At 67.0% G+C, this 24236-nt stretch carries 22 protein-coding genes and 1 pseudogene; 13 read left to right on the forward strand and 10 right to left on the reverse strand.

The features are described from left to right. Positions 1-23 precede the first annotated feature (23 nt). The 5 genes from PUN51_RS19890 (at position 24) to PUN51_RS19910 (ending at position 4645) form a co-directional block, all read left to right on the forward strand. On the forward strand, positions 24-1490 hold the full coding sequence (locus PUN51_RS19890) for a GntP family transporter (protein ID WP_275182265.1): 1467 nt from the start codon (positions 24-26) through the stop codon (positions 1488-1490). Continuing rightward, positions 1490-2365, forward strand: coding sequence for a class II fructose-bisphosphate aldolase (locus PUN51_RS19895; protein WP_275182266.1), 876 nt, complete (start codon positions 1490-1492; stop codon positions 2363-2365). The genes PUN51_RS19890 and PUN51_RS19895 overlap by 1 nt, the downstream gene beginning before the upstream one ends. A 124-nt stretch (positions 2366-2489) precedes the next feature. After that, positions 2490-2894, forward strand: a complete 405-nt coding sequence (locus tag PUN51_RS19900) for a DUF1304 domain-containing protein (RefSeq protein ID WP_275182267.1) — start codon at positions 2490-2492, stop codon at positions 2892-2894. A gap of 86 nt (positions 2895-2980) precedes the next feature. Beyond that, positions 2981-4300, forward strand: a complete 1320-nt coding sequence (locus tag PUN51_RS19905) for an acyltransferase family protein (RefSeq protein ID WP_275182268.1) — start codon at positions 2981-2983, stop codon at positions 4298-4300. Positions 4301-4315: 15 nt separating this feature from the next. Next, on the forward strand, positions 4316-4645 hold the full coding sequence (locus PUN51_RS19910) for a GNAT family N-acetyltransferase (protein ID WP_275182269.1): 330 nt from the start codon (positions 4316-4318) through the stop codon (positions 4643-4645). A gap of 33 nt (positions 4646-4678) precedes the next feature. Here PUN51_RS19910 and PUN51_RS19915 read toward each other — a convergent pair whose 3' ends face one another. Continuing rightward, positions 4679-5002 (reverse strand): hypothetical protein, encoded by a 324-nt coding sequence (locus tag PUN51_RS19915; protein WP_159633852.1) that lies wholly within the window; start codon positions 5000-5002, stop codon positions 4679-4681. Positions 5003-5194: 192 nt separating this feature from the next. Between PUN51_RS19915 and PUN51_RS19920 the strand changes: the two genes are divergently transcribed. After that, complete coding sequence (locus tag PUN51_RS19920; protein WP_159633849.1) at positions 5195-5968, forward strand: SDR family NAD(P)-dependent oxidoreductase; 774 nt, start codon at positions 5195-5197, stop codon at positions 5966-5968. Here PUN51_RS19920 and PUN51_RS19925 read toward each other — a convergent pair. Together PUN51_RS19925 and PUN51_RS19930 are read right to left on the reverse strand one after the other, a co-directional pair. Beyond that, positions 5936-7072 carry an FUSC family protein gene (locus PUN51_RS19925; RefSeq protein ID WP_275182270.1) on the reverse strand — a complete coding sequence of 379 codons (1137 nt, stop codon included), beginning with the start codon at positions 7070-7072 and terminating at the stop codon, positions 5936-5938. The genes PUN51_RS19920 and PUN51_RS19925 overlap by 33 nt on opposite strands. Before the next feature lie 205 nt (positions 7073-7277). Beyond that, positions 7278-8867 (reverse strand): MFS transporter, encoded by a 1590-nt coding sequence (locus PUN51_RS19930; protein ID WP_159633843.1) that lies wholly within the window; start codon positions 8865-8867, stop codon positions 7278-7280. A gap of 431 nt (positions 8868-9298) precedes the next feature. Between PUN51_RS19930 and PUN51_RS19935 the strand changes: the two genes are divergently transcribed. Then, complete coding sequence (locus tag PUN51_RS19935; protein ID WP_275182271.1) at positions 9299-9556, forward strand: hypothetical protein; 258 nt, start codon at positions 9299-9301, stop codon at positions 9554-9556. A gap of 162 nt (positions 9557-9718) precedes the next feature. On the opposite strand, the gene PUN51_RS19940 is transcribed toward PUN51_RS19935, so the two are convergent. Next, positions 9719-12223 (reverse strand): ATP-dependent DNA ligase, encoded by a 2505-nt coding sequence (locus PUN51_RS19940; protein WP_224024519.1) that lies wholly within the window; start codon positions 12221-12223, stop codon positions 9719-9721. 40 nt (positions 12224-12263) lie between these two features. Between PUN51_RS19940 and ku the strand changes: the two genes are divergently transcribed. The 3 genes from ku (at position 12264) to PUN51_RS19955 (ending at position 14887) form a co-directional block, all read left to right on the forward strand. Then, positions 12264-13436 (forward strand): non-homologous end joining protein Ku, encoded by a 1173-nt coding sequence (gene ku, locus PUN51_RS19945; RefSeq protein WP_275182272.1) that lies wholly within the window; start codon positions 12264-12266, stop codon positions 13434-13436. A 174-nt stretch (positions 13437-13610) separates the two neighbouring features. Then, positions 13611-14459, forward strand: a complete 849-nt coding sequence (locus tag PUN51_RS19950) for a class I SAM-dependent methyltransferase (RefSeq protein WP_275182273.1) — start codon at positions 13611-13613, stop codon at positions 14457-14459. After that, entirely contained in the window at positions 14456-14887 is a 432-nt protein-coding gene (locus PUN51_RS19955; RefSeq protein WP_275182274.1) for an SRPBCC domain-containing protein, read from the forward strand. The genes PUN51_RS19950 and PUN51_RS19955 overlap by 4 nt, the downstream gene beginning before the upstream one ends. 118 nt (positions 14888-15005) lie before the next feature. Here the strand turns inward: PUN51_RS19955 and PUN51_RS19960 are convergent, their stop codons facing one another. From PUN51_RS19960 to PUN51_RS19980, 5 genes are all read right to left on the reverse strand, one after another. Beyond that, the gene (locus PUN51_RS19960) at positions 15006-15284 is read right to left on the reverse strand and encodes an HPr family phosphocarrier protein (protein ID WP_015935750.1); all 279 of its coding nucleotides are present in this window, start codon (positions 15282-15284) and stop codon (positions 15006-15008) included. 65 nt (positions 15285-15349) lie between these two features. Then, positions 15350-17452: a PTS fructose transporter subunit IIABC gene (locus tag PUN51_RS19965; protein WP_275182275.1), complete on the reverse strand. Its 2103-nt coding sequence runs from the start codon at positions 17450-17452 to the stop codon at positions 15350-15352. 2 nt (positions 17453-17454) lie between these two features. Next, positions 17455-18435, reverse strand: coding sequence for a 1-phosphofructokinase family hexose kinase (locus tag PUN51_RS19970; RefSeq protein WP_275182276.1), 981 nt, complete (start codon positions 18433-18435; stop codon positions 17455-17457). Further along, positions 18432-19238, reverse strand: coding sequence for a DeoR/GlpR family DNA-binding transcription regulator (locus PUN51_RS19975; protein ID WP_224024530.1), 807 nt, complete (start codon positions 19236-19238; stop codon positions 18432-18434). The genes PUN51_RS19970 and PUN51_RS19975 overlap by 4 nt, the downstream gene beginning before the upstream one ends. A 266-nt stretch (positions 19239-19504) precedes the next feature. Beyond that, complete coding sequence (locus tag PUN51_RS19980) at positions 19505-19762, reverse strand: DUF6458 family protein (RefSeq protein WP_159633816.1); 258 nt, start codon at positions 19760-19762, stop codon at positions 19505-19507. Between the two features lie 173 nt (positions 19763-19935). Here PUN51_RS19980 and PUN51_RS19985 point away from each other — a divergent pair, with 173 nt between their 5' ends. The 3 genes from PUN51_RS19985 to PUN51_RS19995 all read left to right on the forward strand — a co-directional run bounded on the left by PUN51_RS19985 (position 19936) and on the right by PUN51_RS19995 (position 23976). Next, complete coding sequence (locus tag PUN51_RS19985; protein ID WP_224024532.1) at positions 19936-20553, forward strand: alpha/beta hydrolase; 618 nt, start codon at positions 19936-19938, stop codon at positions 20551-20553. A 202-nt stretch (positions 20554-20755) separates the two neighbouring features. Beyond that, positions 20756-21493, forward strand: a complete 738-nt coding sequence (locus PUN51_RS19990) for an HAD family hydrolase (RefSeq protein WP_159633811.1) — start codon at positions 20756-20758, stop codon at positions 21491-21493. Positions 21494-21630: 137 nt separating this feature from the next. Beyond that, positions 21631-23976 carry a glycoside hydrolase family 65 protein gene (locus PUN51_RS19995; RefSeq protein ID WP_224024534.1) on the forward strand — a complete coding sequence of 782 codons (2346 nt, stop codon included), beginning with the start codon at positions 21631-21633 and terminating at the stop codon, positions 23974-23976. A gap of 126 nt (positions 23977-24102) precedes the next feature. Here the strand turns inward: PUN51_RS19995 and PUN51_RS20000 are convergent. Further along, positions 24103-24236: pseudogene (locus PUN51_RS20000) on the reverse strand (lipoyl synthase); the annotation flags it as partial.

Here is a 24236-nt window from a genome sequence, read left to right on the forward strand (position 1 = left end):
CACGTCAAAGGAGACATACCCCCGTGAACCACCTGATGAGCCCGCTGATACAGCGGGCGGCCGATGCCCCGGCCATCAAGCCCGCCGTTGAGCTGGGCACCCCGGTACTGCTCACCATCGCAGCGGTGGGCATCGCCATCCTGCTGGTGATGATCATTCGCTTCAAGATCCAGGCCTTCGTGGCCCTGCTCACCGTCAGTATCCTGGTGGCCGTGGCGGCCACCATCCCGCTGCAGGACATCTTCACCGTGGTCTCCAGCGGTGTGGGCAGCACCATGGGCAAAGTTGCCATCCTGATCGCGCTCGGCGCCGTGCTGGGCCGCATGATCGAGGTGTCCGGCGGCGTCCAGTCGCTCGCGGATCATTTCACCCGCAAGCTGGGAGCCAAGCGCGTTGCCGTGGCGCTGACCGCCGTCGGCTTCCTCGTGGCCATCCCCGTCTTCTTCGAGGTGGGCATCATCGTGCTGGTGCCCATCGTGTACGCCTTCGCCAAGATCGCCAAGGTCCACCCCGTGAAGTTCGGCCTCCCCATGGCCGGCATCATGCTCGCCATCCACGTCGCGGTACCGCCGCACCCCGGAATCGTGGCCGGCGCCGGCGTGCTCGGTGCCGACATCGGGCTCATCGCCCTGATCTCGCTGCTGATCTGCGTGCCCCTGGGCTTCCTGTCCTACTGGGTTGCGTCCATCATGAACCGCAAGGACTACGAGCTGCTGCCGGCCGTGAAGGCCCAGGTGGAGGAGTTCGGCTCCAAATCATTGGTCAAGGTGGGCCACGACGGTCCCGGAGCCGCCGCCATCGCACCCCCGCGCCCGGGCCTGATCATCTTCCTGATCGCAGCGCCCATCGTGCAGATCCTGCTCGGTACCGTTGGCACCCTGGTGCTTCCCAAGTCCGATCCGCTGTACGGCCTCGCGGCCTTCATCGGCAACCCCTTCCTGGCCCTGCTGGTGGCCGTGGCGCTGTCCTTCTTCCTGCTGGCTGTCCGCCGCGGCTGGTCCTTCAAGGAAACCGGCGAGATCTTCGAAGGCTCCCTGCCGCCCATCGCCTCCATCCTGATGGTGGTGGCCGCCGGCGGCGTGTTCGGCAATGTACTGCAGGTCTCCGGCATCGGATCGGCGCTGTCCAAGACCCTGGACACCCTCGGCGTCCCGCTGCTGCTGCTCGGCTTCATCATCTCGCTGGCCCTGCGCGCCGCCCAGGGTTCGGCCACCGTGGCCATCGTGACCACCACCGGCCTGCTGTCCGCAGCAGTCAGCGGCGGCGGCTACAGCCCGGCGCAGATCGCCGTGATCGTCATTGCCATCGGCTTCGGCGCCCTGGGACTGTCCCACGTAACCGACGCAGGCTTCTGGGTGGTGGTGCGCTACTACGGCCTCACCGTCTCCGACGGCCTGAAGACCTGGACCGTCCTGACCACCATCCTGGGCGTGGCCGGCTTCCTGCTGACCTTCGTCGCCTGGATCCTGGTGGGAGGCCTGGGCGCCTGATGCAAACCCGTCTGGACCACCTGGTCACCTCCGCCCTGCAGCAGGGTTCCGCAGTGCCGGCCTTCACCTGCTACGACTTCACCACCGCGCTGGCCGTGGTGGGCGCCGCCGAGGAATCCGGCAGGGGCGTGATCCTGCTGGTGGCACCCAAGACCGCCGCCACCGCGAACGGCCTCCGGCTGATCTCCGCGCTGCGTGGCCTGGCTGACGCCGCAGCCGTCCCCGTCGCTGTGCAGCTTGACCACGCCTCCGACCTCCAGGTGATGGCCGACGCCGTCACGGCAGGGGCGGATTCCGTCCTCGCCGACGGTTCGTCCCTTCCGTATGAGGACAACATTGCGCTGGTCCAGGCTGCCCGGGCGCTGCTGGGCTCCGACGTGGTGCTTGAGGCGGAACTCGGTGGCCTGGCAGGAGACGAGGACCGTGCCTTCGGCGTGGACCCACTGGATGTCGCGGGGGCCGGCCAGTCCGGCGCCGAGGTGGCAGGCCTGACCGACTCAGCCCAGGTGGAGGACTTCGTGTCCCGCACCGGAGCGGAACTTCTGGCCGTCGCAGTGGGCAACGTCCACGGCAAGTACAAGGGCGAGCCGCGGCTGCGCTGGGACGTGCTGCAGGACATTGCGGCGCGGATCCATATTCCGCTGGTGCTGCACGGTGCGTCCGGCATTCCCGCTGAAGAGTTGGTCAAGGCCGCGGCCATGAACGTTGGCAAGGTCAACTTCAACACCGAACTGCGGACCGGCGTCCTGGCCACCCTCCAGGACCAGCTTCCCGCACACCGTGCCGACGGTGAGAACCTGCAGGGCCTGCTGGCTTTGTGGAACACGTCGGCGAAGGGCTTCGCTGCCACCACGCTGGCCACGCTGGCACGGTAACGGGAACGGAATCTTCCACGAACGGGAGGCCAGGATCAAGCAGCCGGTCCTGGCCTCCTCCTTTTAGCTTTCATCCCGCCTGCCAGTCGGGCGGAAGGTCTCGTCGGGAGGCTAGGCTCAAGCAATGATCCTGGCCTCCCTTCTCTTTGCCTTCCTTGCCGCCGCACTGCACGTCTTCATCTTCACCATGGAGTCGCTCACCTGGACCCGGTCCGCCACCTGGAAGCGCTTTGGGGTTGCCTCCCAACAGGACGCTGAGACCACCAAATCCCTTGCGTACAACCAGGGCTTCTACAACCTGTTCCTGGCCGTCGGAGCGTTCGTTGGAGTGGGGCTCGTGGCGCTTGGCGGGTCGGGATCCGTGCAGGACGTGGCAGGCTGGACCCTGATCTTCAGCTGCTGCGTTTCCATGCTGCTGGCGGCCGCCGTCCTGGCGTTCACCGGACGCAAGTACCTCCGCGCCGCGGCAACCCAGGGCACCACGCCGCTGCTCGCCGTCGTGCTCGGACTGCTTGCAGTGCTGCAATAGGGGCAGAAGGGGCGTAAGTCCTTAAACCCGCGCAGGCAACGGGGGCACAATAGTGCCGTGGGCAGCGTCGAGCCGTTGTAGGTCCCATGCGCAGCACCGTGGGGCGGGGGACAGGAACCGGGGCGGACACGGTTGACCGTGATCCGGTCATCGACCTTGTCCGGTTCATCTGCCTGGCGCTGGTGGTGGTGGGGCACTCCATGATGGTCAGCCCGGTCCTGCACCCGGACGGAACCGTGACCACCGAGAACACCCTGGCCCAGCAGGACTGGTTCGAGCCCATCATCTGGATCTTCATGGTCATGCCCCTGTTCTTCGTCACCGGCGGCGTGACCGGACTGCAGTCCTGGCGCCGGCTCAGGGCAAGCGGAGGCACCGCGGCCCAGTTCATCCGCGCCCGGCTCCTGCGCCTCCTCCGCCCCGCCACCCCTTTGCTGGCAACGATGGTGGTGGGTTTGTCCGTGGCGGCGGCGCTCGGCGTGGACCGGCGGGTGGTCCAGCTCATGGCAGCCGGGGCGGGCATGCCCCTGTGGTTCCTGGCCGCCTACCTCGCGGCGCAGCTGAACATCCCGGCCCTGGCGGCACTGCACGCGCGGGCGCCCTGGCTTGGCTTCTGCCTGCTCACCGGGCTCGTGGTTGCCGTGGACTGCCTGCGGGGCGTCCTGCCGGACCTCGCCAACGCCAACCTGGTGTTCGTGTGGTGCGCGGTCCAGCAACTGGGTTTCCTGGCCGCCGACGGCCACTTTTCCCGTCTGTCCCGTTCCGAGCTGCTGGGCATTGCCGTGGCCGGACACCTGCTGCTGGGACTCGTGACCGGGCTGGGGCTGTACCGCGGAAACATGCTGGTGAACCTCAACCCGCCCAACCTGACCCTGGTGATCCTGGCCGTCCCGCAGCTGGCCACCATGGAACTGGCGCGTCCGGTCCTGGCGCCGCTGGCCGGGGTGGGCTGGGTCGGCCGGCTGCTGGTGCTGGTTGGCGGCAGATCCCTCACGGTGTACCTGTGGCACCTGCCGCTGCTGGTGGGCATGTCCGGGCTGCTGCTCCTGGCGCCGATCCCCAAGCCCGGCGCCGGCACCGCTGCATGGTGGTGGTCGCGGCCCCTGGTGGTCCTGGCGCTGCTCATTTTGCTCCTGCCGGTGGCCGCCGCGTTTGGCCATCTGGAGGAACGGACGACGACGGCCGTCACCCTGCGCTGCCGGCCCGCCACGGCGGGGGCCGCCGTCGTCGTGGTCTTCATTCCCGTGGCGGACGCCGCGCTCAGCGGACTGTCACTGGGCCTGCTGGCCGCCGGCACGGTGTGTTTCTCGGTGGCGATCGTTTTGCTGGGCGGTTTTCCGCTGCGGCGCCGGCAACCATACCGGCGCCGCCATGGCCGAAGGACCATTGCCAGCGGACTGAAGTAGTGCCAGTGTCGAACCATGACCGAGAACACCACGTCCGCTGAGGACAAGTTCACCGCAAATGTCTCGCTGCGGCGCAATGACGCACAGCACCGGTACGAACTCCTGGTGGACGGCAAGCTGGCTGTCCAGGCCTTTTTCCACGATCTTCCCGGGCACATCGATTTCACCCACACCGAGACCGGCGAGGATTTCGAGGGACAAGGCCTGGGCAAGGTCCTTGCACACTTTGCCCTGGATGACGTGGTGGCCACCGGCAAGCGGATCATTCCGCACTGCCCGTTCATTTCCAGCTACCTGCGAAAGCACGAAGGCTACGAACAATTCGTCGATTGGCCGGAGCGCTGATCCCGGGCCGCCGGCATTAGTGCCGGCGGCGGGTCAGCTGGCCAGCGCCTGGTCGGTGATCCCCATGGCGGTGCCCGGATCATCGATAGTGAAGCCGCAGGCGCAGCGGTAAGTGACGATACTGTCCGGGACGGACCCGGGACGCAGTGAAACTACGGTGTCCCCGTCAACATAGACGGGCTGCCGGACCGGAAGCTCGTCATGGTCGACGCGCTGCATTGGCGTGCGGCAGTGCATGCGCGAATTCAGGGTCATCAGCAACCCTGCGTCCACGGGTACGGTTGTGGACAAGAGCTGCCCAGCTGCCTCGGTGCGCGCCCCAAACGCCGTCAGCTGGTGTTCCATTGCGGTGGTCATTATGTTCTTCCTTGGGCTTCTTCACGGAACCGCCGGCATTGGCAGCCCCGCCGCGAACTGCTTGCGGAGGTTCATCTATCACCGTAAGCAAAGCATGCTTACTATTTGTTGCACAAGTTACGGCTGGGAATCAGCCCCGCAGCCAGCAGCCACAACAGCCCACACAGCCGTCTCTCTGGCTAGGCTTGCAGCATGACGCCAACCACCACCCGAACCACAGCACTCGTTACTGGCGCCAGCGCCGGCCTGGGCCACGAATTTGCCGAGCAGCTCGCTGCCCAGGGGCATGACCTGGTCCTGGTGGCGCGCAACGCGTCCCGGCTTGCAGAAACAGCGGAAGACTTCCGGCGGCGGTACGGCGTCACGGCTGAGGTGCTTCCCGCCGACCTGACGCAGGACGACGACGTCGCGGCCGTCGTCGAACGCCTTGAGGACGCCACGCGGCCGGTGGGGATCCTGGTGAACAACGCCGGGATCGGCCTGCTGCACAACTTTGAGGACAACCACGCAGCGGAGGAGAGGCGCCACCTGAAGCTGCACGCGGAAACGTCCATGGTGCTCACCCACGCGGCACTCAGGGGGATGCTGGAGCGCGGGGAGGGCAGGATCATCAATGTGGCCAGTGTGGCTGCGTTCCTGCCGCGCGGCACCTACTCGGCGGCGAAGGCGTGGCTGGTGAGCTTCAGCCGGTGGGCAAACCTGGCCTATCGCAAGCGGGGCATCAAGGTCACAGCCGTCTGCCCGGGCTTCACCCATACGGAGTTCCACGACCGGATGGGGATGGACAAGTCGGTGGCCCCGTCCTGGACGTGGCTGCGCGCGGAGCGGGTGGTCAGGGAAGGCCTGGCGGACAATGAACGCGGCAAGGCGGTGTCCATCCCCTCCAAGAGGTACAAAGTGGTTGCCGCCGTGGCCAAGGTGGCGCCGGCGCGGCTAATGGCCGGGCCGGCGCGGAAGCCGAAGTAGGCCGGGGCGCCTGGCCGGCAGCCCGGGAAGGGCCTTCCGCGGCCGGGCACCGGACCTGCGGACGGCCAGCACCACCAGGATCCCCAGCAGCGCGCCCACCAGCGTCTCCACGGCCCGCTCAAGGATCAGGACCCGGGGTTCGGTGGGGGAGGCCAGCTGGGTTATCAGCAGGATGACCGGGGTGAACCAGACCATGGCCAGGCCATAGTGCCTGGTCATGAACAGTTCCGTGGCGAACTGGAAGAGGATCACCAGCAGCGCCAGCACCACCGCCCGGTGTACCGGCTCCTGAAGCGCCGGGTACAGCGCCGCCAGGGTCCAGGGTCCCGGGATGATGACGACGGCGGTGACCGCCAGTCCCAGGAACGTCCCGACGATGCGGTGGACGCCCCGCCGGACGCTGCTGGGCAGGTCTGCTCCGGCAAGGGGTACGGCGGCCGCGGCCATGGCCCAGTGCGGGTGGCCGCTGCCGCTGATGACGCCCACGGTCCCGGCGGCACCCACCGCCAGGACGTACCGGGCGGCGTGGACTGACAACTCCCGGCGCCCCGCCGCCGAACGGCGCGGGACGCTCCGGGTGGCTCCTGGCTCCCAGGACCGCCGCCGAACCCAGCCGCTGAAGCCAATCAGGATGGAGAATACCGACGACGCCACCGCGATGAGCATGGCGGTGTACCAGGGGACTGCGGTGGGAACGGAAGCGCAGGCGCCCAGGGCGAGGATTCCAAAGAAGGGCCCGTTGGGTTTCAGCCGTACCCTGTCCGCGTATACCGACCCCACTCCGGCCAGGGTCGCTTCCACTGCCACGAGCCACCAGGAGTGGATGTGGTTGATGGAGAGCGTTACTCCCACCACCACGCCGGTGAGCAGCACCAGGGCGCCCTGGCCCTGGTGGCGGAGCCGGAGCTGGTGCGGTTCCGAGCGGCCGTACATGCCGGTGAGCGCGCCGAACACGGCGTAGATGATGAGGTCGGTACGGCCGGCGGCCAGCAGGAGCAGCGACGGTACCGCCACGCTGAGGGCCACGCGGAGCGCGGCAAGGTGGTCGCCGTTGGCAGGTTCCAACCGGTGGAGCGCGCGTACCTGCTCCACAACGCGCTTCATGTCCCGACCTGTCCTGTTTCTATGGATCTACTGCAGCCCGAGGGCCCTTGCGACCGTATCACCGCGCCCCATGCAGAGCCACATGCCGGCAGTCACGGGAGGACATCGGGCAGGCGCGCAAAGGCCCGCCCAGCGTGCTTCCCCCAAGGAAGCACGCGGGACGGGCCTGTGAGCGTGGGCTACAAGAGTGCCCGGGAGGCTGGGCCTATGCCCCGGCCGGAACCCCGCGGTGTGCGTGGGGGTCGGTGCCGTCCTGGGTGTCGAACGGCAGTTCGTCCAGGTTGATCAGCGGGTTCTCGTCCTGGGTCGCCACCAGTTCCTTGGCCTCTGCCTGGGTGTCAACGCTGGGCATCGATCCCGGGAGCGGCCGGTTGGCGGATTCCTTCAGGAAGTAGATGGCCACGGCGCCCACCAGTGAGGTGGCCATCAGGTAGTACGCCGGCATCATGTCGTTGCCGGTGGCCCCGATCAGCGCGGCCACGATGAACGGGGTGGTTCCGCCGAAGATGGCTACGGCGAAGTTGTAGGCAATGCCCATCGCTCCGTACCGGCTGGAGGTGGGGAACTGGGCCGGCAGTGCCGATGCCAGGTTGGCCACGTAGAAGGTCACGGGGAAAGCGATCAGGGCCAGGCCCGCGAGGGTGGACCAGATCTGCCCAATGCCAATCAGCATGAACGCCGGGATGGCCAGGACGATAGTACTGACAGCGCCGATCCAGAGCACGGGACGGCGGCCAATCCGGTCGGAGAGCTTGCCGGTCAGCGGGATGCAGAGGCTCATGACCACCAGGACGGGGATCGTCAGCAGCGTGCCGTGCACCTCGTCGTAGCCCTTGGACTCGGTCAGGTACGTGGGCATGTAGGACGTCAGCGCGTAGCCGGCAGTGTTGGCAGCGGCCACAACAACCATGGCCACAATGATGGGGCGCCAGTAGGCCTTGACGATACCGACGGGTCCCTTGGCCGTGGCGGTGTCCCCGGCGGAGGCGTTCTTGGCGTTTTCTTCCTGGGCGTCAAGGGTGGCCTGGAACTGCGGCGATTCCTCGATCTTGCTCCGGAAGTACACGGCGATCAGGCCCAGCGGCCCGGCAACCAGGAACGGGATGCGCCATCCCCAGTCCTCCATGGTGCCCTGGCCCAGGGTCAGCTGCAGGACAGAGACCAAGGCAGCGCCGATGGCGAAGCCGAGGTAGCTGCCCAGGTCCAGGAAGCTGGCGAAGAAGCCGCGGCGCTTGTCAGCGGCGTACTCGCTGACGAACGTGGTGGCGCCGGCGTACTCGCCGCCGGTGGAGAAGCCCTGGATGACCTTGAGAAGCACCAGGAGCGCTGCAGCCCAGAGGCCGATCTGGGCGTATCCGGGCAGGAGGCCGACGGCGAACGTGCTGGCCGCCATGATCATCAGCGTGGTGGCCAGGATCTTCTGGCGGCCCATCTTGTCGCCCAGCCAGCCGAAGATCACGCCGCCCAGGGGACGGGCGATGAAGGTGGCGGCAAAGGTTCCCAGCAGGAACAGCGTCTGGGTGGTGGGATCGGATTCAGGGAGGAACACCGGGCCCATGGTGGTGATGAGGTAGCCGAAAACGCCTACGTCGTACCACTCCATGGTGTTGCCAACGATCGTGCCGCCCAGTGCTTTTTTGAGCATGGGCTGGTCCACCACGTTGACATCGGATTCCTTGAGCCGGCGGCGTGGCAGCAGCCTGGGCTTCTTGGCAGCCGTGGGGGCTGCAGGGTCGGTTCCGCGGGCGCTCCTGGCGCCTGCTGAAGAGTCGGTCATGCTTCGGTCTGTGGGCATTTGGGCAACTCCTGTGGAGGTCATTTGCTTGCGACTTGTAGCTGCCCCGCTCCGGGCAGGCCTTCAATTTTACGGGATTCCTCTAGCGTCCGGGCAGTTTGATGGCGTAGCATGCTCCCTTTTGGGCCCGATATGGGGCCGGTTCCGGAAATTTTTCCCCCGGCTTTTCCCGCGTGATCACTGGGAAGCAGGCTGATGAACGGCGCCGTTACCAAAATTTTTCCAAGTTGCTCCGTTTCAAGCCCGCTCCCGCGGGAAACCGGCCGCAAAAAGTGACCGCTGCCACGGTCCCCGGAGGGGTTCCCAGCAGCCCCGGACGTGCCTATGGTAGAGCGATGAACACACTTCTTTCCGGGCAGTAGTCCGCGCGCCCGGGCGCTTTCGTCGGCATTCGTTTCAAGGAAGAACGAAGGAAAGAAGGGAAGAACCACATGGGTGAAGAATCCAACCAGTTCCACATCAGGCCTGAGGTGGCGGACCACCTTGCCGCAGCCATGGATGCGCCTGTTACGCCCGGCCCCGCGGCAACGGGTGGCGTTCCGCTGGCAGGGCAGGGCGGGTGGCCGGACGGAATGGGAAAGCGCAGGCACCCGAAGGACCGCGGCGCCGGCCACGGCCGGATGGGGCACGAGGCCGCCGTGGTGGCGGTCCACCGCACCGGCCGGCCGCAGATGCCGCACTCCTCATAGCTGCCTGCAGCGCGCGGATCCAGCATGGCGACGCGCGCTGTCCATATCGACACGGAAGTTACCTGGCGCCCCCGACATCGGGGGACGCCAGGTAATTTGCGCGCCGCGGACCCGCAAGCGCGCCGAAAAGCGTGCGCCCCGCCGGGAGTCATCGCGCCGGGCTCACCCTTCGCGGACCACGTCAGACGGGTCCTTGTCGAGGCGCCAGCCCCGCCACCGTGGATGCCTGAGCCTGCCCGGGCCCGTCCACTCGCTGTAGGTCACCTCGCCTACAAGCTCCGGTGATACCCAGTGGGCGTCGGCGGAATCCGGCCGGGGGACGTCGTGGAACGGTGAGGTCTTCCGGCCCAGGCGTTCCACCGTCTGGCGGAGTTCCGTGAGCTCCCGGCTGCTGAAACCGGATCCGACCCGGCCCACGTACTGCAGCTTGCCGCCGTCGGGAATGCCTACCAGCAGCGATCCCACGGTGTCCTGCCGCCCGCCCTTCCCCGGCCGCCAGCCGCCCACCACCACTTCCTGCGTCTGCTCCGTCTTGAGTTTGATCCAGGTCCTGGTCCGCTGCCCGCTCACGTAGCGGCTGTCGGTCCTCTTGGCCATCACGCCTTCAAGGCCGAGCTCCCGGGCGCTGTCGAGGAGGAGGTCCACGGATTCCTCAAGCACCATGGACAGGTCCACCGGGCAGCCGGAGGGACGGAAGAATTCCTCCAGCCGCTGCCGCCGTGTGCTGAGCGGCAGGCGCCGGAGGTCCTTGCCGTCGTCGAAGAGCAGGTCGAACAGCATCAGCTGGACCGGGATCGAGGTGCGGGCTTTGGCGACGTCGGCGGCCCGGGTGAGTTTCATCCGCCCCTGCAGCAGGCCAAAGTCAGGCCTTCCACCGGGCCCGACGGCGATGATCTCACCATCCGCCACGAACGGCTGCTCCGGCCAGCAGGCCCGGTCCGTGAACTCGGGGTAGGTCTTGGTGACATCATTGCCGTTGCGGGAGAAGATCCGGACCTTTTCGCTGTCCGCCACCAGCAGCGCCCGGACGCCGTCCCACTTGAGCTCGTACTGCCACGTGCTGCCGTGCAGGTCGGCGGTGCTTCCTGAGGTTGCCATCATGGGCGCGTACTCCAGCGGGTCGGCGGGAGCGCTGTGCGTTGCTGCGGGAGCCTCGGACGCCTCTTCGCCGCCGGCGTCCTGCGAAGGTTCCGGCACTGCCCGGGCCGGCTGCCGTCGTCGTCCGCCTTGCTGCTCCTGGTCCATCAGGTGGATGAGCCATTGGTTTTCGGCGTCCTTGCCTTGCCCGCGTCCGGTGTGGATGAGGGCCACCTTCCTGCTGCCGCCCAGGCCGCCGCTTTCCGAGCCCGTCAGGGTGACAATGACTTCCTTGCCGTTGATCCACTTGTGCAGTTCGTAGGTGCCGGTGTCCCAAATCGTCATCTCGCCCGCGCCGTACTGCCCCTTGGGGATGGTGCCGTGGAAGGTGAGGTAGTCCATGGGATGGTCCTCGGTCTGGACTGCCAGATGGTTCCTGCCACCGGATTCCGGGACGCCCTTGGGCAGGGCCCATGACGCCAGGACCCCCTCGTGTTCCAGCCGCAGGTCCCAGTGCAGGCGGCTGGCGTGGTGCTCCTGGATGACAAAACTGTTGCCGCCGGCCGGGATGCCAGCGAACGGTTCGGGGGTCGCCTTGGGGTCGCGCATGGAACGGTACCTGCCCAGCCGGGCGTCGGCGTCGTGGTGTGCGTCCCCCTGGTCCGGGCTGTCGGTTGTCCCACCCGCCGCCGCGCCTGCCGCGGCGTTGACGACGGCGGCGAACGGGTCCTTGCCGTCCCGCACCCGGCGCAGCACCTCCTGGTAGTCCAGGTGCTTCAGCGTGGGAGACTGGATTTCCCGCCATGTCCGCGGGGCGGCCACCATGGGCGTGGGCCTGCCGCGCAGCGAGTAGGGGACCACCGTGGTTTTTGCCGCGTTGTTCTGGCTCCAGTCCACCAGCACCTTGCCCGTGCGCAGGGATTTCTTCATGTCGCTGACGGCAAGGTCCGGGTGGTCGGCCTCGAGTGCCCGGGCCAGTTCACGGGCGAAAGCGGAGATCTGTTCCGAGGTCTGGCTGCCGTCCAGCGACGCGTACAGGTGGATGCCCTTGCTGCCGCTGGTCACCGGGACCGGGTCCAGGCCCACGTCCTGCAGGATGGTCCGGGCCAGGAGGGCCACCTCCCGGCATTCCGGCAGCCCGGCACCGTCGCCCGGGTCCAGGTCCAGCACCAGCCGGTCCGGATTGAGCTGGTGGCCGTGCGAATCCACCCGCCACTGCGGCACGTGGATTTCGAGGGAGTTGATCTGGCCGAACCAGGCCAGCGTGGCGGCGTCGTTGACCAGGGGGTAGTGGATGGTCCGGTCCTTGTGGGTGATCGCGGCCCGGGGCAGCCAGCCGGGGGCTGAGTCCTCCAGGTCCTTCTGGAAAAACACCTCTCCCGGTTTGTCCGCGGTGCCCACCCCGTTGACCCACCGCTTCCGCGTGGCCGGGCGGTTGGCGGCCGCCGGTATCAGGACGTGCGCCACTGCGGCGTAGTAGGCCAGCACATCCGCCTTGGTGGTGCCGGTCTCCGGGTAGATGATCTTGTCCAGGTTGGTCAGTGTCAGTTCGCGCCCCGCCACCCGGACACGTTCCCGGCTACCTGCCATGGGGCTTCACCTCCGGCCCGCTCTGATGTTGACTGTATGAATGAGAGCCATCTGGAAAGGTGCCATCGCGTTCGGCCTGGTCAACGTGCCCGTGAAGGTCTACAGCGCCACTGAGGATCATGACATCAGTCTGCACCAGGTTCACAATGCCGATGGCGGCAGGATCCGCTACCAGCGCCGGTGCGAGGTCTGCAGCGAGGTGGTGGACTACTCGGACATCGAGAAGGCCTTCGAGGAGGACGGCCGCACGGTGGTGCTGTCCAAGGATGAGCTCAAGTCCATTCCCGCCGAGAACAGCCACGAGATCGAAGTGGTGCAGTTCGTGCCGTCGGAGCAGCTCGAACCCATGATGTTCGAGAAGAGCTATTACCTGGAGCCGGATTCCAAGTCGCCCAAGGCCTACGTTCTGCTGCGCCGCGCGCTGGAGGACACGGACCGGGTGGCCATCGTCCAATTCGCACTGCGCGAGAAGACCCGGCTGGGTGCCCTGCGGATCAAGGACGACGTCCTGGTGCTGCAGTCCCTGCTCTGGCCCGACGAGGTGCGCGAGGCGAGCTTCCCGTCCCTGGAGGCGGACATCAGGATCTCCGCCCAGGAACGTGACATGTCAGCGGCGCTGGTGGAATCCATGGCCGCCGACTTCGAACCAGACTCCTTCACCGACGAGTACCAGGTGCAGCTCCGCCAGCTGATCGACGCCAAGCTGGAACAGGGCGAATCGCTGGACACGGAGGAAACCTTTGGCGTGGAAGCCGGCGAGGGCGGCAAGGGCGAGGTCATCGACCTCATGGAGGCCCTCAAACGGAGCCTGGACCGGAAGCGCGGCGGCGGGGAAGCTGCCTCCGCCGGCGGGGAATCCGACGACGAAGCGGACGCAGGGGACGAGGAAACTGAGACTGCCAAACCTGCGCGCAGGCAGTCCGGCACCAAGGCGGCCGCGTCCAGGACGGCGGCAGCGAAGACCGGCACGGACGATGCCAAACCGGCCGCCCGGTCATCAGCGAAGTCCACACCGGCTTCCGCCAAGTCCACGGCGTCCAAGTCGACGACAGCCAAATCCACTGCCGCCAAATCCACGGCGGCCAAGTCCGCTGCAGCTAAAACAACCGCGTCCAAGTCCTCCGGCACGGGCACGGCGGACACCAAGGCGTCCGGCGCAAAGGCCGCGGCAAAGCCGGCTGCCAAGACCACCAGGGCGCGCAAGCCGGCCTGACCGGCACTCGGGACGGCATCCCGGAAGGGCCTCGCCGGCCGGTCCGGCGCGCTTTCGGGAAACACCGCCTTTACAGCGGCCTCCAACGCGCCCACAATGAGTCGCATCGCAGCCTCCGCTGTGCCAACAGCGTGCTGTCACCCATGTGGACCTGACACGTAGAGGGGCACGGACATGAGCCAGCAGACCGATGCAGTGGAGGCGGACCGGGAGCTGAAGAGAAAGCACCGGGCCATGTGGGCGTCAGGGGATTACCCCGCCCTCGCGGACGAGATGCTCCTGGAACTGGGCGCCGTCCTGGTGGAGGCCTGCGGCATCAGGTCACGCCAACGGGTCCTGGACGTTGCGGCCGGAACCGGCAACGCGGCCATTCCCGCGGCCATGATGGGTGCCAAGGCGGTGGCCAGCGACCTTACTCCTGAACTTTTTGAGGCAGGGCGCAAAGAGGCAGCCAACCGTGGCGTCAGCCTGGAGTGGCAGGAGGGCGACGCGGAAGCCCTGCCCTTTGGTGATGCGGAGTTCGACGCCGTGATGTCCTGCATCGGGGTGATGTTCGCGCCGCATCACCAGGCGGCCGCGGACGAGCTGCTCCGGGTCTGCAAGCCGGGCGGCTCCGTCGGGCTGCTCAGCTGGACGCCGGAAGGATTCGTCGGGCAGATGCTGGCCGCACTGAAGCCGTTTGCCCCGCCGCCCCCGCCCGGCGCGCAGCCGGCCCCGCTGTGGGGGAGCGAGGAGCATGTCCGCGAACTGCTGGGGGACCGGATCACCGACGTTCACACCCGCAAACAGAACCTGGCCGTCAGGAGCTTCCACCAGCCCGCGGACTTCGTCCGGTATTTCAAGTCCCACTACGGCCCCATCATCGCCGTCTACAAATTCCTGGGCGAGGACCAGGAAAAGGTCAAGGCCCTGGACAAGGCCCTGACCGACCTTGCCGATTCCTTCGGTGATGCGCACGGCGATTCCCCGTTCCAGATGGAGTGGGAGTACCTGCTCTTCACGGCAAGAAAGGCTGCAGCATGACCGAAAACCATGTAGCAACGTCCGTCACCATGATCGACGCCGGGCCGGAACGCGTGTGGGAGGTGATCACCGACCCCGCCGCCGTGAAGGAGTTCATGTTCGGGGCAACCCTGCAGACCGACTGGAGGGTCGGCAGCCCCATCACATGGCAGGGGGAGTGGGAGGGAAAGCCCTTCCAGGACAAGGGCCGGATCCTCGAGGTCGAACCAGGCCGGAAACTGGTGTACACCCACTTCAGCCCGTTGTCCGGCCAGGAGGACAAGCCGGAGAACTACCACACGCTCGAATGGACGCTGGAGGACCAGGACGGTGCCACGAGGCTTTCGCTGTCGCAGGACAACAACCCCAGCGAGGAAGCTGCCGCGCACTCCAAGGGCATGTGGGACAAGCTCGTGGCGGACGTCAAGGCGCTCGCCGAGCGCGGCTGACTGCTCCCCGCCCGGGTGGGCTGGGGGTTAAAACCGGGCGGCCGCCGTCGGACGTTTCCCTTGGGAGGAAAGCCCGACGGCGGCCGCCGGCGTTGTGCTGCCTGGGGCAGCGCAGCTGCTACTCGGCGTCGTGATCCGTTTCGAGGATCTGCACCAGGCGCTCCAGCGCATCGTCTGCGCCGGCACCTTCGGCGCGGAGGACCACCACGTCGCCGTGTGAGGCGCCCAGGCTCATGAGGGACAGGATGCTGGCGGCATCCATGGCCTCGTCTGCCGGCTCGCCTTCACGGGCGATGGTGATGTCCAGGTCGAACTCTCCGGCTGCCTCGGCAAAGATAGCGGCGGGGCGGGCGTGCAGGCCCACGCGGCTGGCGACTGTTGCGGTGCGTTCTGGCATTTTTGCTCCTTTGTCTTTCGGCGTGCTGATGGTTCAGCGCCGGGAAGGTCTGTGGCTAAACCGGCTCAGACGGTTACGGGAACCGGTTCAACCGTATCAACGGTCTTCTTGACTGCCCAGCGCTTGAGGGCGATGACCGACAGGGCGGTAACCACCACGCCGACGATGATCGAAACAACGAACATCAGGAAGTTGTCGATGGCGAAGAAGACGAAGATTCCGCCGTGGGGTGCCTTGGATCCGACGCCCGCAGCCATCGAGATGGCACCGGTCACCGCACCGCCCAGCATGCTGGCGGGGATAACGCGCAGCGGATCGGCCGCGGCGAACGGGATGGCACCTTCGGAGATGAAGGACGCACCCAGCAGCCATGCTGCCTTGCCGTTTTCCTGCTCCGCCAGGCTGAAAAGCTTCTTGTTCAGGACGGTGGAGGCCAGGGCCATGGCCAGCGGCGGAACCATGCCGGACGCCATGACGGCGGCCATGATCTGCCACGGAGCCTGGTTGTCGATGGTGGCGGCACCAAGGCCGGCGACGGCGAAGGAGTAGGCAACCTTGTTGACCGGGCCGCCGAGGTCGAAGCACATCATCAGGCCCAGGATCACGCCCAGGGCGATGGCGCCGGCACCGGTGAGGCCGGACAGCCAGGAGTTCAGGCCGTTGGTGATGGCGACGATGGGGCCGCCCAGGATCACGAACATCAGGCCCGAAGCCACCAGCGAGGCCAGCAGCGGGATGATCACCACGGGCATCAGGCCGCGCAGCCAGCGTGCCACCTGCAGGCGCCCCACCACGTGGGCGATGTAGCCGGCCAGCAGGCCGCCAACGATGCCGCCCAGGAAGCCGGCACCCATGAACCCGGCAACTGCACCGGCAACGAAGCCGGGCGCGATGCCCGGACGGTCAGCGATGGCGTAGGCGATGTAGCCTGCCAGCGCCGGAACCAGGAACCCGAGCGACAAGGCGCCGATCTTGAACAGGACCGCGCCGAGGTACGCGCCCAGCGGACCCCAGGCGTTTTCGGGGAATTCGGTGGGCAGGTTGAACAGGCTGTTCTGGACAACGATGGTGTCCGCGTACTTGGTGATCAGGTAGCCGCCCATGAGGAAGCCGAGGGCGATCAGCAGGCCGCCGCCGGCCACGAACGGAATCATGTAGCTGACACCGGTGAGCAGGGCCTTCTTGAGCTTCTGGCCGATGTGCTCGCCCTTTTCCTCAGCCTCGTGCTCGGCCTGTTCTTCCGCGCCGAAGTGCGGGACTCGGCGGGCGTTGGGGTTCTCTGCCGCGGCGAGTGCTTCCTGGACCATCTTGTCCGGTTCGTCGATGCCGCGCTTTACGGGGGCATTGATGACCGGCTTGCCGGCGAAGCGCTCCTTGCCGCGCACGTCCACGTCCACGGCGAAGATGACGGCGTCTGCTGCGGCGATGACCGCGGGGTCCAGTGCCTTGGCGCCGGAGGAACCCTGGGTTTCCACCTGCAGGTCTACGCCCACTTCCTTGGCAGCTGCCACGAGGGAGTCGGCCGCCATGTAGGTGTGGGCGATGCCGGTGGGGCACGCGGTGACGGCTACCAGGCGCTTGGGTCCGCGGGCGGCCGAACCGGTGGAAGCCCCTGAGGGGGCACCCACGGCACTGGCACCAGCTGCCCCGGCTGCGCCTACTCCGGCGCCGACCGGAACTGCATCGGCCGGAGCCGCTGCGGCGTGGGCTGCGGGCTTGTCCGCCAGGGCGCCGTCCACGAGTTCCACGATCTCCGCCTCGGAGGAGGCGTTGCGGAGGGCCGCCGTGAAGTCCTTTTTGATGAGCGACCGGGCCAGCTTGGAGAGCAGCTTCAGGTGCTCCTGGTCCGCTCCGTCCGGAGCGGCGATGAAGAACACCAGGTCAGCGGGGCCGTCCTTGGCACCGAAGTCCACCTTGGGGTTCAGGCGGGCCATGGCCAGGGTGGGCACGGTGACGGCGGCGGAGCGGCAGTGCGGGATGGCGATGCCGCCGGGGATTCCCGTGGCGGTCTTCTGCTCGCGGGCGAAGGCGTCGGCGAAGAGTCCTTCGACTTCTGATGCGCGTCCGGTGGCAGCTACCTTGCTTGCCAGATGCCGGATCACCGTCTCGGGGGCGTTGCCCAGGTTCTGGTCGAGCTCGACCAGGTCCGTGGTGATGAGCTGGGTCACTGTCAATCCTTTCGAAGGGCCGTGATGGTTACGGCATCCGGGGTGGTTTGGTTTACTGCCGGAACGGTGGAACCCGGCAGCGAGGCAGCGGCGGCACCATGGGCCACCGCCTGACGAAGGCAGTCGGCAGGGGCGGCGCCCCGGCCATGGGCAAGCAGGTAGCCGGCAAGTGCGGAGTCGCCCGCACCCACCGTGCTGACCGCGGCGACCGGCGGGTGCGTGGCCAGCCACGCGCCGTCGGCCGTAACGAGGACAGCTCCCTTGGAACCGAGAGTTGCCAGCACAGCACCCACACCGGAACGGACGACGGCGGCTGCGGCGGCAGCGGCAGCAGCCGGATCCGCTTCCAGTTCGTCACCGGATGCCGGGGGGAAACCGGCAGCTGCGGCCAGCTCCGCCAGTTCCTCGGCGTTGGGCTTCAGGAGGTCGGGCATGCCTTCCGGGCCGCCGGTGAGGGCAGCCGCGAGTGGCAGGCCGGACGAGTCGACGGCGATCCGCGGGGCGGTGCCGTCGGCGGAAGAACGCAGGCGGCGGGCTGCCGTTGCGTAGAAGTCAGAGGGGAATCCCGGCGGCAGAGAGCCGGCCAGGACCACCCAGGTGGCGCCGCGCGAGCTTTCGACCAGCAGCTTGATGAGGGCTTCCTGCTGGTTCTCATCCAGTGCGGGGCCCGGTTCGTTGATCTTGGTGGTCACGCCGCCGGGTTCGGTGAGCGCCACGTTGGTGCGCAGCGGCTCGTCGATGGGAAGCGAAACGAAGGGCACTGCGTGCTCGCGCAGCCCGGCCAGGACGGGATCGCTGTCCGCGCCGGGGAGGACGGCAAGGGACTCCAGTCCCGAGGCGACCAGGGCGCGGGAGACGTTGACGCCCTTGCCGCCGGATTCCTGGCGGACGGAGACGGCGCGCTGTACCTCGCCACGCTCCAACGGGCCGGGAAGGGCGACGGTCCGGTCAAGGCTGGGGTTGGCCGTGAAGGTGACGATCATGCGACCACCACATCAACGCCGGCCTCTTCCAGGGCGGCTGCGAGTTCAGGTCCGGGTTCACTGTCTGTGATCAAGGTGTCCAGATCTTTCAGGGAGGCGAACTGGACCAGGGTTTCCGTGTCCAGCTTGGAGGAGTCGGCCAGCACCACAATGCGGCGTGCCGACTGGACGAAGGCTGCCTTGACGGCGGCTTCTTCAGGATCGGGAGTACTGACGCCAAAGGTGGCGTGGATGCCGTTGGTTCCGATGAACGCGATGTCAGGGCGGATCCGGGCGGCAGCGTTCACCGTTGCCTGCCCCACGGCCACCTGGGTGAGGCCGCGAACCCGGCCGCCCAGGATCTGCAGGGCAACGCCGGGGACGTTGGAGAGTTTGCTGGCAATGGGTACTGCGTGGGTGATGACCACCAGTTCGTGCTGGGGGCCCGTTCCGTCGGAAGGTTCGACGGCGGCGCGGCGGGCCAGCATGTCGGCAAGCACCTCGGTGGTGGTGCCTCCGTCCATCAGGACGCTGGCGGGCGAGTTCCGGGGGATCAGGGCAAGGGCGGCTTCGGCGATCCGGATCTTTTGGTCCGGCCGCTGGATGGCCCGTTCAGTGACGCTTTCCTCGGTGGTGCTGAAGCGGTCTGCCGCAACGGCCCCACCGTGGACACGGCGGACCGTGCCGGCGTTTTCGAGGGCTGCAAGGTCCCTGCGCACCGTCTCGGTGGTGATGCGGAAGCGCTCAGCCAGCAGGGTCACGCTGACCCGGCCGCTGCCGGCTACAAGCTCGGCAATCTGCTGCTGGCGCTCTTCGGCGAACACATACCCTCCGTTGCGTAGGTCCTGCTGTGAGTCTGTACGCCTGGCCGTCTTCCCGGTCCTGCGTGACTGGCATCACATTGATGTTGAGTTACTTGACTTTATCTTTGGTTCTGTTGGTTTGTCAATGGAAACCAACATGAAACAAGATCGAGCTTTTTCAGGCCCGGGCGCAGGCGCGAAAAAGCCGGGCTGGACACGTGGTGGTCCAGCCCGGCTTTTCGGGTTCATCGGTGGTGGCCCGGATCCCGTCCCCGGTGGTGGCCCGGCTAGATGCCGCCGTCCCGGCTTTCGTGGCGGGTGATGCGCTCGCCGGTGGTGGGATCGATGACCGAGCGGGACTCGCTGACCCGGCGGCTGCGGCCCGGGGAAGCGAGGATGAGTGAGGCGATCAGCCCGATTACGCCTACCGCCATGAGGATGTAGCCCACCAGTTGCTGGTCCACGAACGGGATGAGTCCGGGCGCCACGGCCCAGGCAAGGATGGCGCCGAGGGCGATGAGGAAGATTGACGATCCGATTCTCATGACTTGCTCCTTATGGCCGCGGGCTGCGCGGCGCTGGTAGGGCGATACGGGAGGGTGGTGCGTACACTGCCAAAAGCCAAGCCTGCTGTCTATCAAGCGTCACGCTACCTCCCGGTGATTGCGGATTCAATGATCCGGGCGGGGCGTCGTGCTTCCGTAGTTAGGCTTGACCAGTGGAAACAGTTGTGTGGTCCAAGCCGGAGGACCAGCGCGCAGGCACCCCCCTGCTGGTGATGATGCACGGTTACGGTACGGACGAGTCCCGGATGGTGCGCCTCTTCGAGTACCTGCCTCCCGAGTTCACGTTTGCCGCCCTGCGGGCTCCGATGCCCATCGGGGACCACTGGGGCTGGTTCCTGCTCGACTACTTCCTGGCGAACGACTTCGCGGATGTCATCTCCGCCGCCAACTCGGTGCGGGCCTGGATCAGTTCCGTCAGGGACCAGCACAGCAGCGTCACCCTGATGGGTTACTCGCAGGGCATGGCCATGGCCAGTACGCTCCTGCGGCTGCACCCGGATGACTACAAGGCCGTTGTGGGACTGTCCGGCTTTGTGCTCAACAACGAGCTCCTCTCGGTGACGGACTCCTTTGACGTCAGGCCGCCCTTTTTTTGGGGCCGGGACAAGGCGGACCTGGTGATCAACGAGGACGCCGTTGCCTACACCGCGGAGTGGCTGGAAAAGAACACGCTGCTGACGGCCCGGACGTACCCGGGAATGGGGCATGCGATGTCCAAGACCGAGATGGTGGACGTCAGCGCCTTCCTGCGCCACTACGTGCTGCGCTGACTGTGTAGCTGCCCCATCGGTGGGTACGAAAAAACAGTTGCCAGCGAAATTTGCAAGCGCTTACACTCGTCTACGGCCATGATCGGTCCTGCAGCGGGCGGACAAGGAAGTAATGCTGCGTGCATGAGGCGCAGCAGTATCCTCCTTCAGGCTGTCCCGGCAGGGCCGGCTGTCCACGAACCGAAAGGACACCGCACTGCCGATGACACTCGAAACTGCAGCTGGGACCGCCGGCTGGACCGGCGCCGCAGCAATCCTCTTTGACCTGGACGGCGTTCTGACGCCCACCGCCACCGTGCACGAGCGCGCCTGGCAGGAACTGTTCGATGGCTACCTGGCCTCGCATCCGGAGGTCCCCGGGTACCGGGAAAGCGACTACTTCGACCACATCGACGGCAAGCCCCGCTTTGACGGTGTGCGCGACTTCCTGGCTTCGCGGGGGATCACGCTCCCGGAAGGCCCGCTGGATGACGACCCTGCCCACGAAACCGTCCAGGGCCTGGGCAACCGGAAGAACGCGATCTTCAATGACATCGTGAGCGCCGGCGTCGAACCGTTCCAAGGCTCGGTCCGCTTCCTCGAAGCCGCCCTGGAACGCGGACTCAAGGTCGCCGTCGTCTCTTCCTCCCGCAATGCCCCTGCCGTCCTCAAAGCCGCCGGACTCAGCCACTATTTCCCCGTGGTGGTGGACGGTGTGGTGGCCGCGGAACAGGGCCTGCCCGGAAAACCAAGCCCGGCCACCTACGAATACGCGGCCAAACTCCTGGACCTCTCCAGTCCGGAGTGCGTAGTGGTCGAGGACGCTGTGTCAGGGGTTCAGGCCGGACACGCGGGATCGTTCCACTCCGTGATCGGCGTGGACCGTGGCGCCGGGCGGCAGACGCTCCTGGACGCCGGAGCCACCCTGGTGGTCAACGACCTCCAGGAACTCGTCCCCTAAACCCAGGCCTCAAACCCCGTTGCCTGCCCCGGGCAACCCTGCTGCTCCCCGGCAGCACCCATCCGAGTATTGCCCTTCCCCCGAATATTCCGTGCCGGCCAGTCCGGCACCACAGCAAGGCCAAAAGGACCCCGACCATGGCATTGATCTCCGCGGACCGCGAACGGTTCCCCGATACCCCCTGGCAACTCGTCGAAACGCGCTACGGAACCGATGGCGCCGGAACCCTGGAGGCCCTGTTCGCCCTGGGCAACGGCCATCTGGGCATCAGGGGTGCCCATTGGGCGGCGGCCGACGCAGAGCTGCCAGGCAGCTTCATCAACGGCCTGCACGAAATCTGGGACATCAAGCACGCCGAAAACGCCTTTGGCTTCGCCCGGACGGGCCAGCGAATCCTCTACATCCCCGACGCCAACAACTTCACCGTGGTGGTGGACGGCGAAAACCTCAGCCTCGCCGAATCAGAGGTCCTGGACTACCGCCGGAGCGTCGACTTCTCCACCGGGATCTACGAGTGCCGCATCACCTGGCAGTGCCGTTCCGGCGCCACGGTGACCACCACGGAACGGCGGGCGGTGGGCTACGAATCCCGCGGCTGCCTGGGCATTTCCCTGGAGGTGGATGCGGACCGGCAAATCTCCCTGGACGTCACCTCCGCAGTGATCAACCGCCAGGACCAGCCGGTGGAAGACCACTCCGTCCACGATCCCCGCCGGGCGGGACGGCACGCCGGGCGGGTGCTGCTCCCCGTGCGGCTGGACGGCGGCGACGGCTCGCTGCGGTTGTCCTGGGAGGCAGCCGAGTCCAAGCAGCGGGTGGGGATCGCGGTGGACCACTGGACCTCCGCCGGCCACCAGCCGTTCGAAACGGTGGTGGACCAGGACGACAGCACCGTCCGGTACGTCCTTGCAGTGGACGCCGGTGACCCGTTCCGGCTGGAAAAGACCGTCAGCTACGCAGCCGGCCCCACCGTCCAGGACCCGGACGTGGATGCGGCCGCAGTGGCTGAGGAGGCCCTCCGCCCGGTGGACAGCATCTTTGCCGAAAGCATGGCCCACTACCGCGGCTACTGGGCCACCTCGGACATTGTGGTTGAGGGCGGCCGGCCCGGGCTGCAGCAGGCCATCCGCTGGAACCTGTTCCAGCTGGCCCAGGCCACGGCGCGTGCCGATGTTGCCGGCATTCCCGCCAAAGGCGTGACGGGCTCGGGCTACGAGGGGCACTACTTCTGGGACCAGGAGGTGTACCTGCTGCCGTACCTTACCTACACCAACCCCGACGGCGCCCGGCAGGTCCTCGAGTTCCGCCACGGCATGCTTCCCGAGGCCAGGATCCGGGCGAAGGAGCTGAGCGTGGACGGCGCCCTCTTCCCGTGGCGCACCATCAACGGGCTCGAGGCCAGCGCCTATTACGCGGCCGGTACCGCACAGTTCCATATCGCCGCCGCGATTGCCTTCGCCACCAACAGGTACCTCTGGGCAACCGGGGATGCCGGATTCCGGGATGGCATGGGCGCTGAACTGCTGATCGAGACGGCCCGGATGTGGATCTCCCTGGGCTTCTTTGGCAAGGACGGGCTCTTCCACATCCACGGCGTCACCGGCCCTGATGAGTACACGGCAGTGGTGAATGACAACCTGTACACGAACGTGATGGCCCGCTTCAACCTGCGTGCCGCCGCCGCGCTTGGGCACGCAGGCATCACCCACGAGGAGCGCCAGCTGTGGGAGGCGGCCGCCAACCGCATGCAGTTGCCCTTCGATGACCGGATGCAGGTCCACTCCCAGGACAACGACTTCATGACCCTGGAGGCCTGGGACTGGACCACGCCGCGGTCCAAGTATCCGCTGCTGCTGCACTTCCACCCGCTGGTCATCTACCGGCACCAGGTACTGAAGCAGGCCGATACGGTCCTGGCCATGTTCCTGCAGTGGCAGGACTTCACGGCTGAGGAGAAGCAGCGGGCCTTCGACTTCTACGATCCCATCACCACCGGCGATTCCACACTGTCCGCCTGCGTCCAGGGGATCATGGCGGCCGAGGTGGGCTATTCGAGGGAGGCCCTGGACCACTTCACCAATGCCGCCTTCATTGACCTTGACAACACGCACGGCAACACGATCGACGGCGTGCATATCGCCTCCACCGGCGGAGTTTGGAGTTCGCTGGTGTGCGGTTTCGCCGGCATGCGCGACCAAGGCCCGGTCCCGTACTTCGATCCCCGCCTTCCCGCGGAGTGGGAGGGGCTGACCTTCCACCTGAAGATCAGGGGCCGCCTGCTGCTGGTCCAGCTCGCCGCCGGCTTTATCACGCTGACGGTCCAGGACGGCGGTCCGCTGGAGATTGACGTCCGTGGCCAGCGGCTGATGGTGGGCAACGAGCCGGTGCGGGTTCCACTGGAACCGGTCGCGGAACCGGAACCCACGGTGTTCCCCAGCGGATTGCCGACGGCGAGCATCCCGGTGGTGCGCGGCAACAGCTGAGCGGGTTGCCGGGCTGGGCGGACGCGCCGGGGGGAGGCCGGCGGCTTCCCTTGCCGGCCTCCCCAGTCTCCTGTTGTCTTCCGGCCTGGTGCCCCCCAAAACAGCACCAGGCCGGAGCGCAGTGGCCTAACCGGCGAGGAGGGTGGCGGCTTCCTGGCGGGTGGTGCCGGAGTCCTGGATGCCTTCGGCGATGTGGGCGAGTTCGGCGGGGATGTCGCGGCCTTTTTTGCGCATGGCGGTGGCCCAGAGGCGGCCGGCGC

This window comes from Arthrobacter sp. NQ4 (assembly GCF_029077345.1).
Taxonomy (GTDB): domain Bacteria; phylum Actinomycetota; class Actinomycetes; order Actinomycetales; family Micrococcaceae; genus Arthrobacter.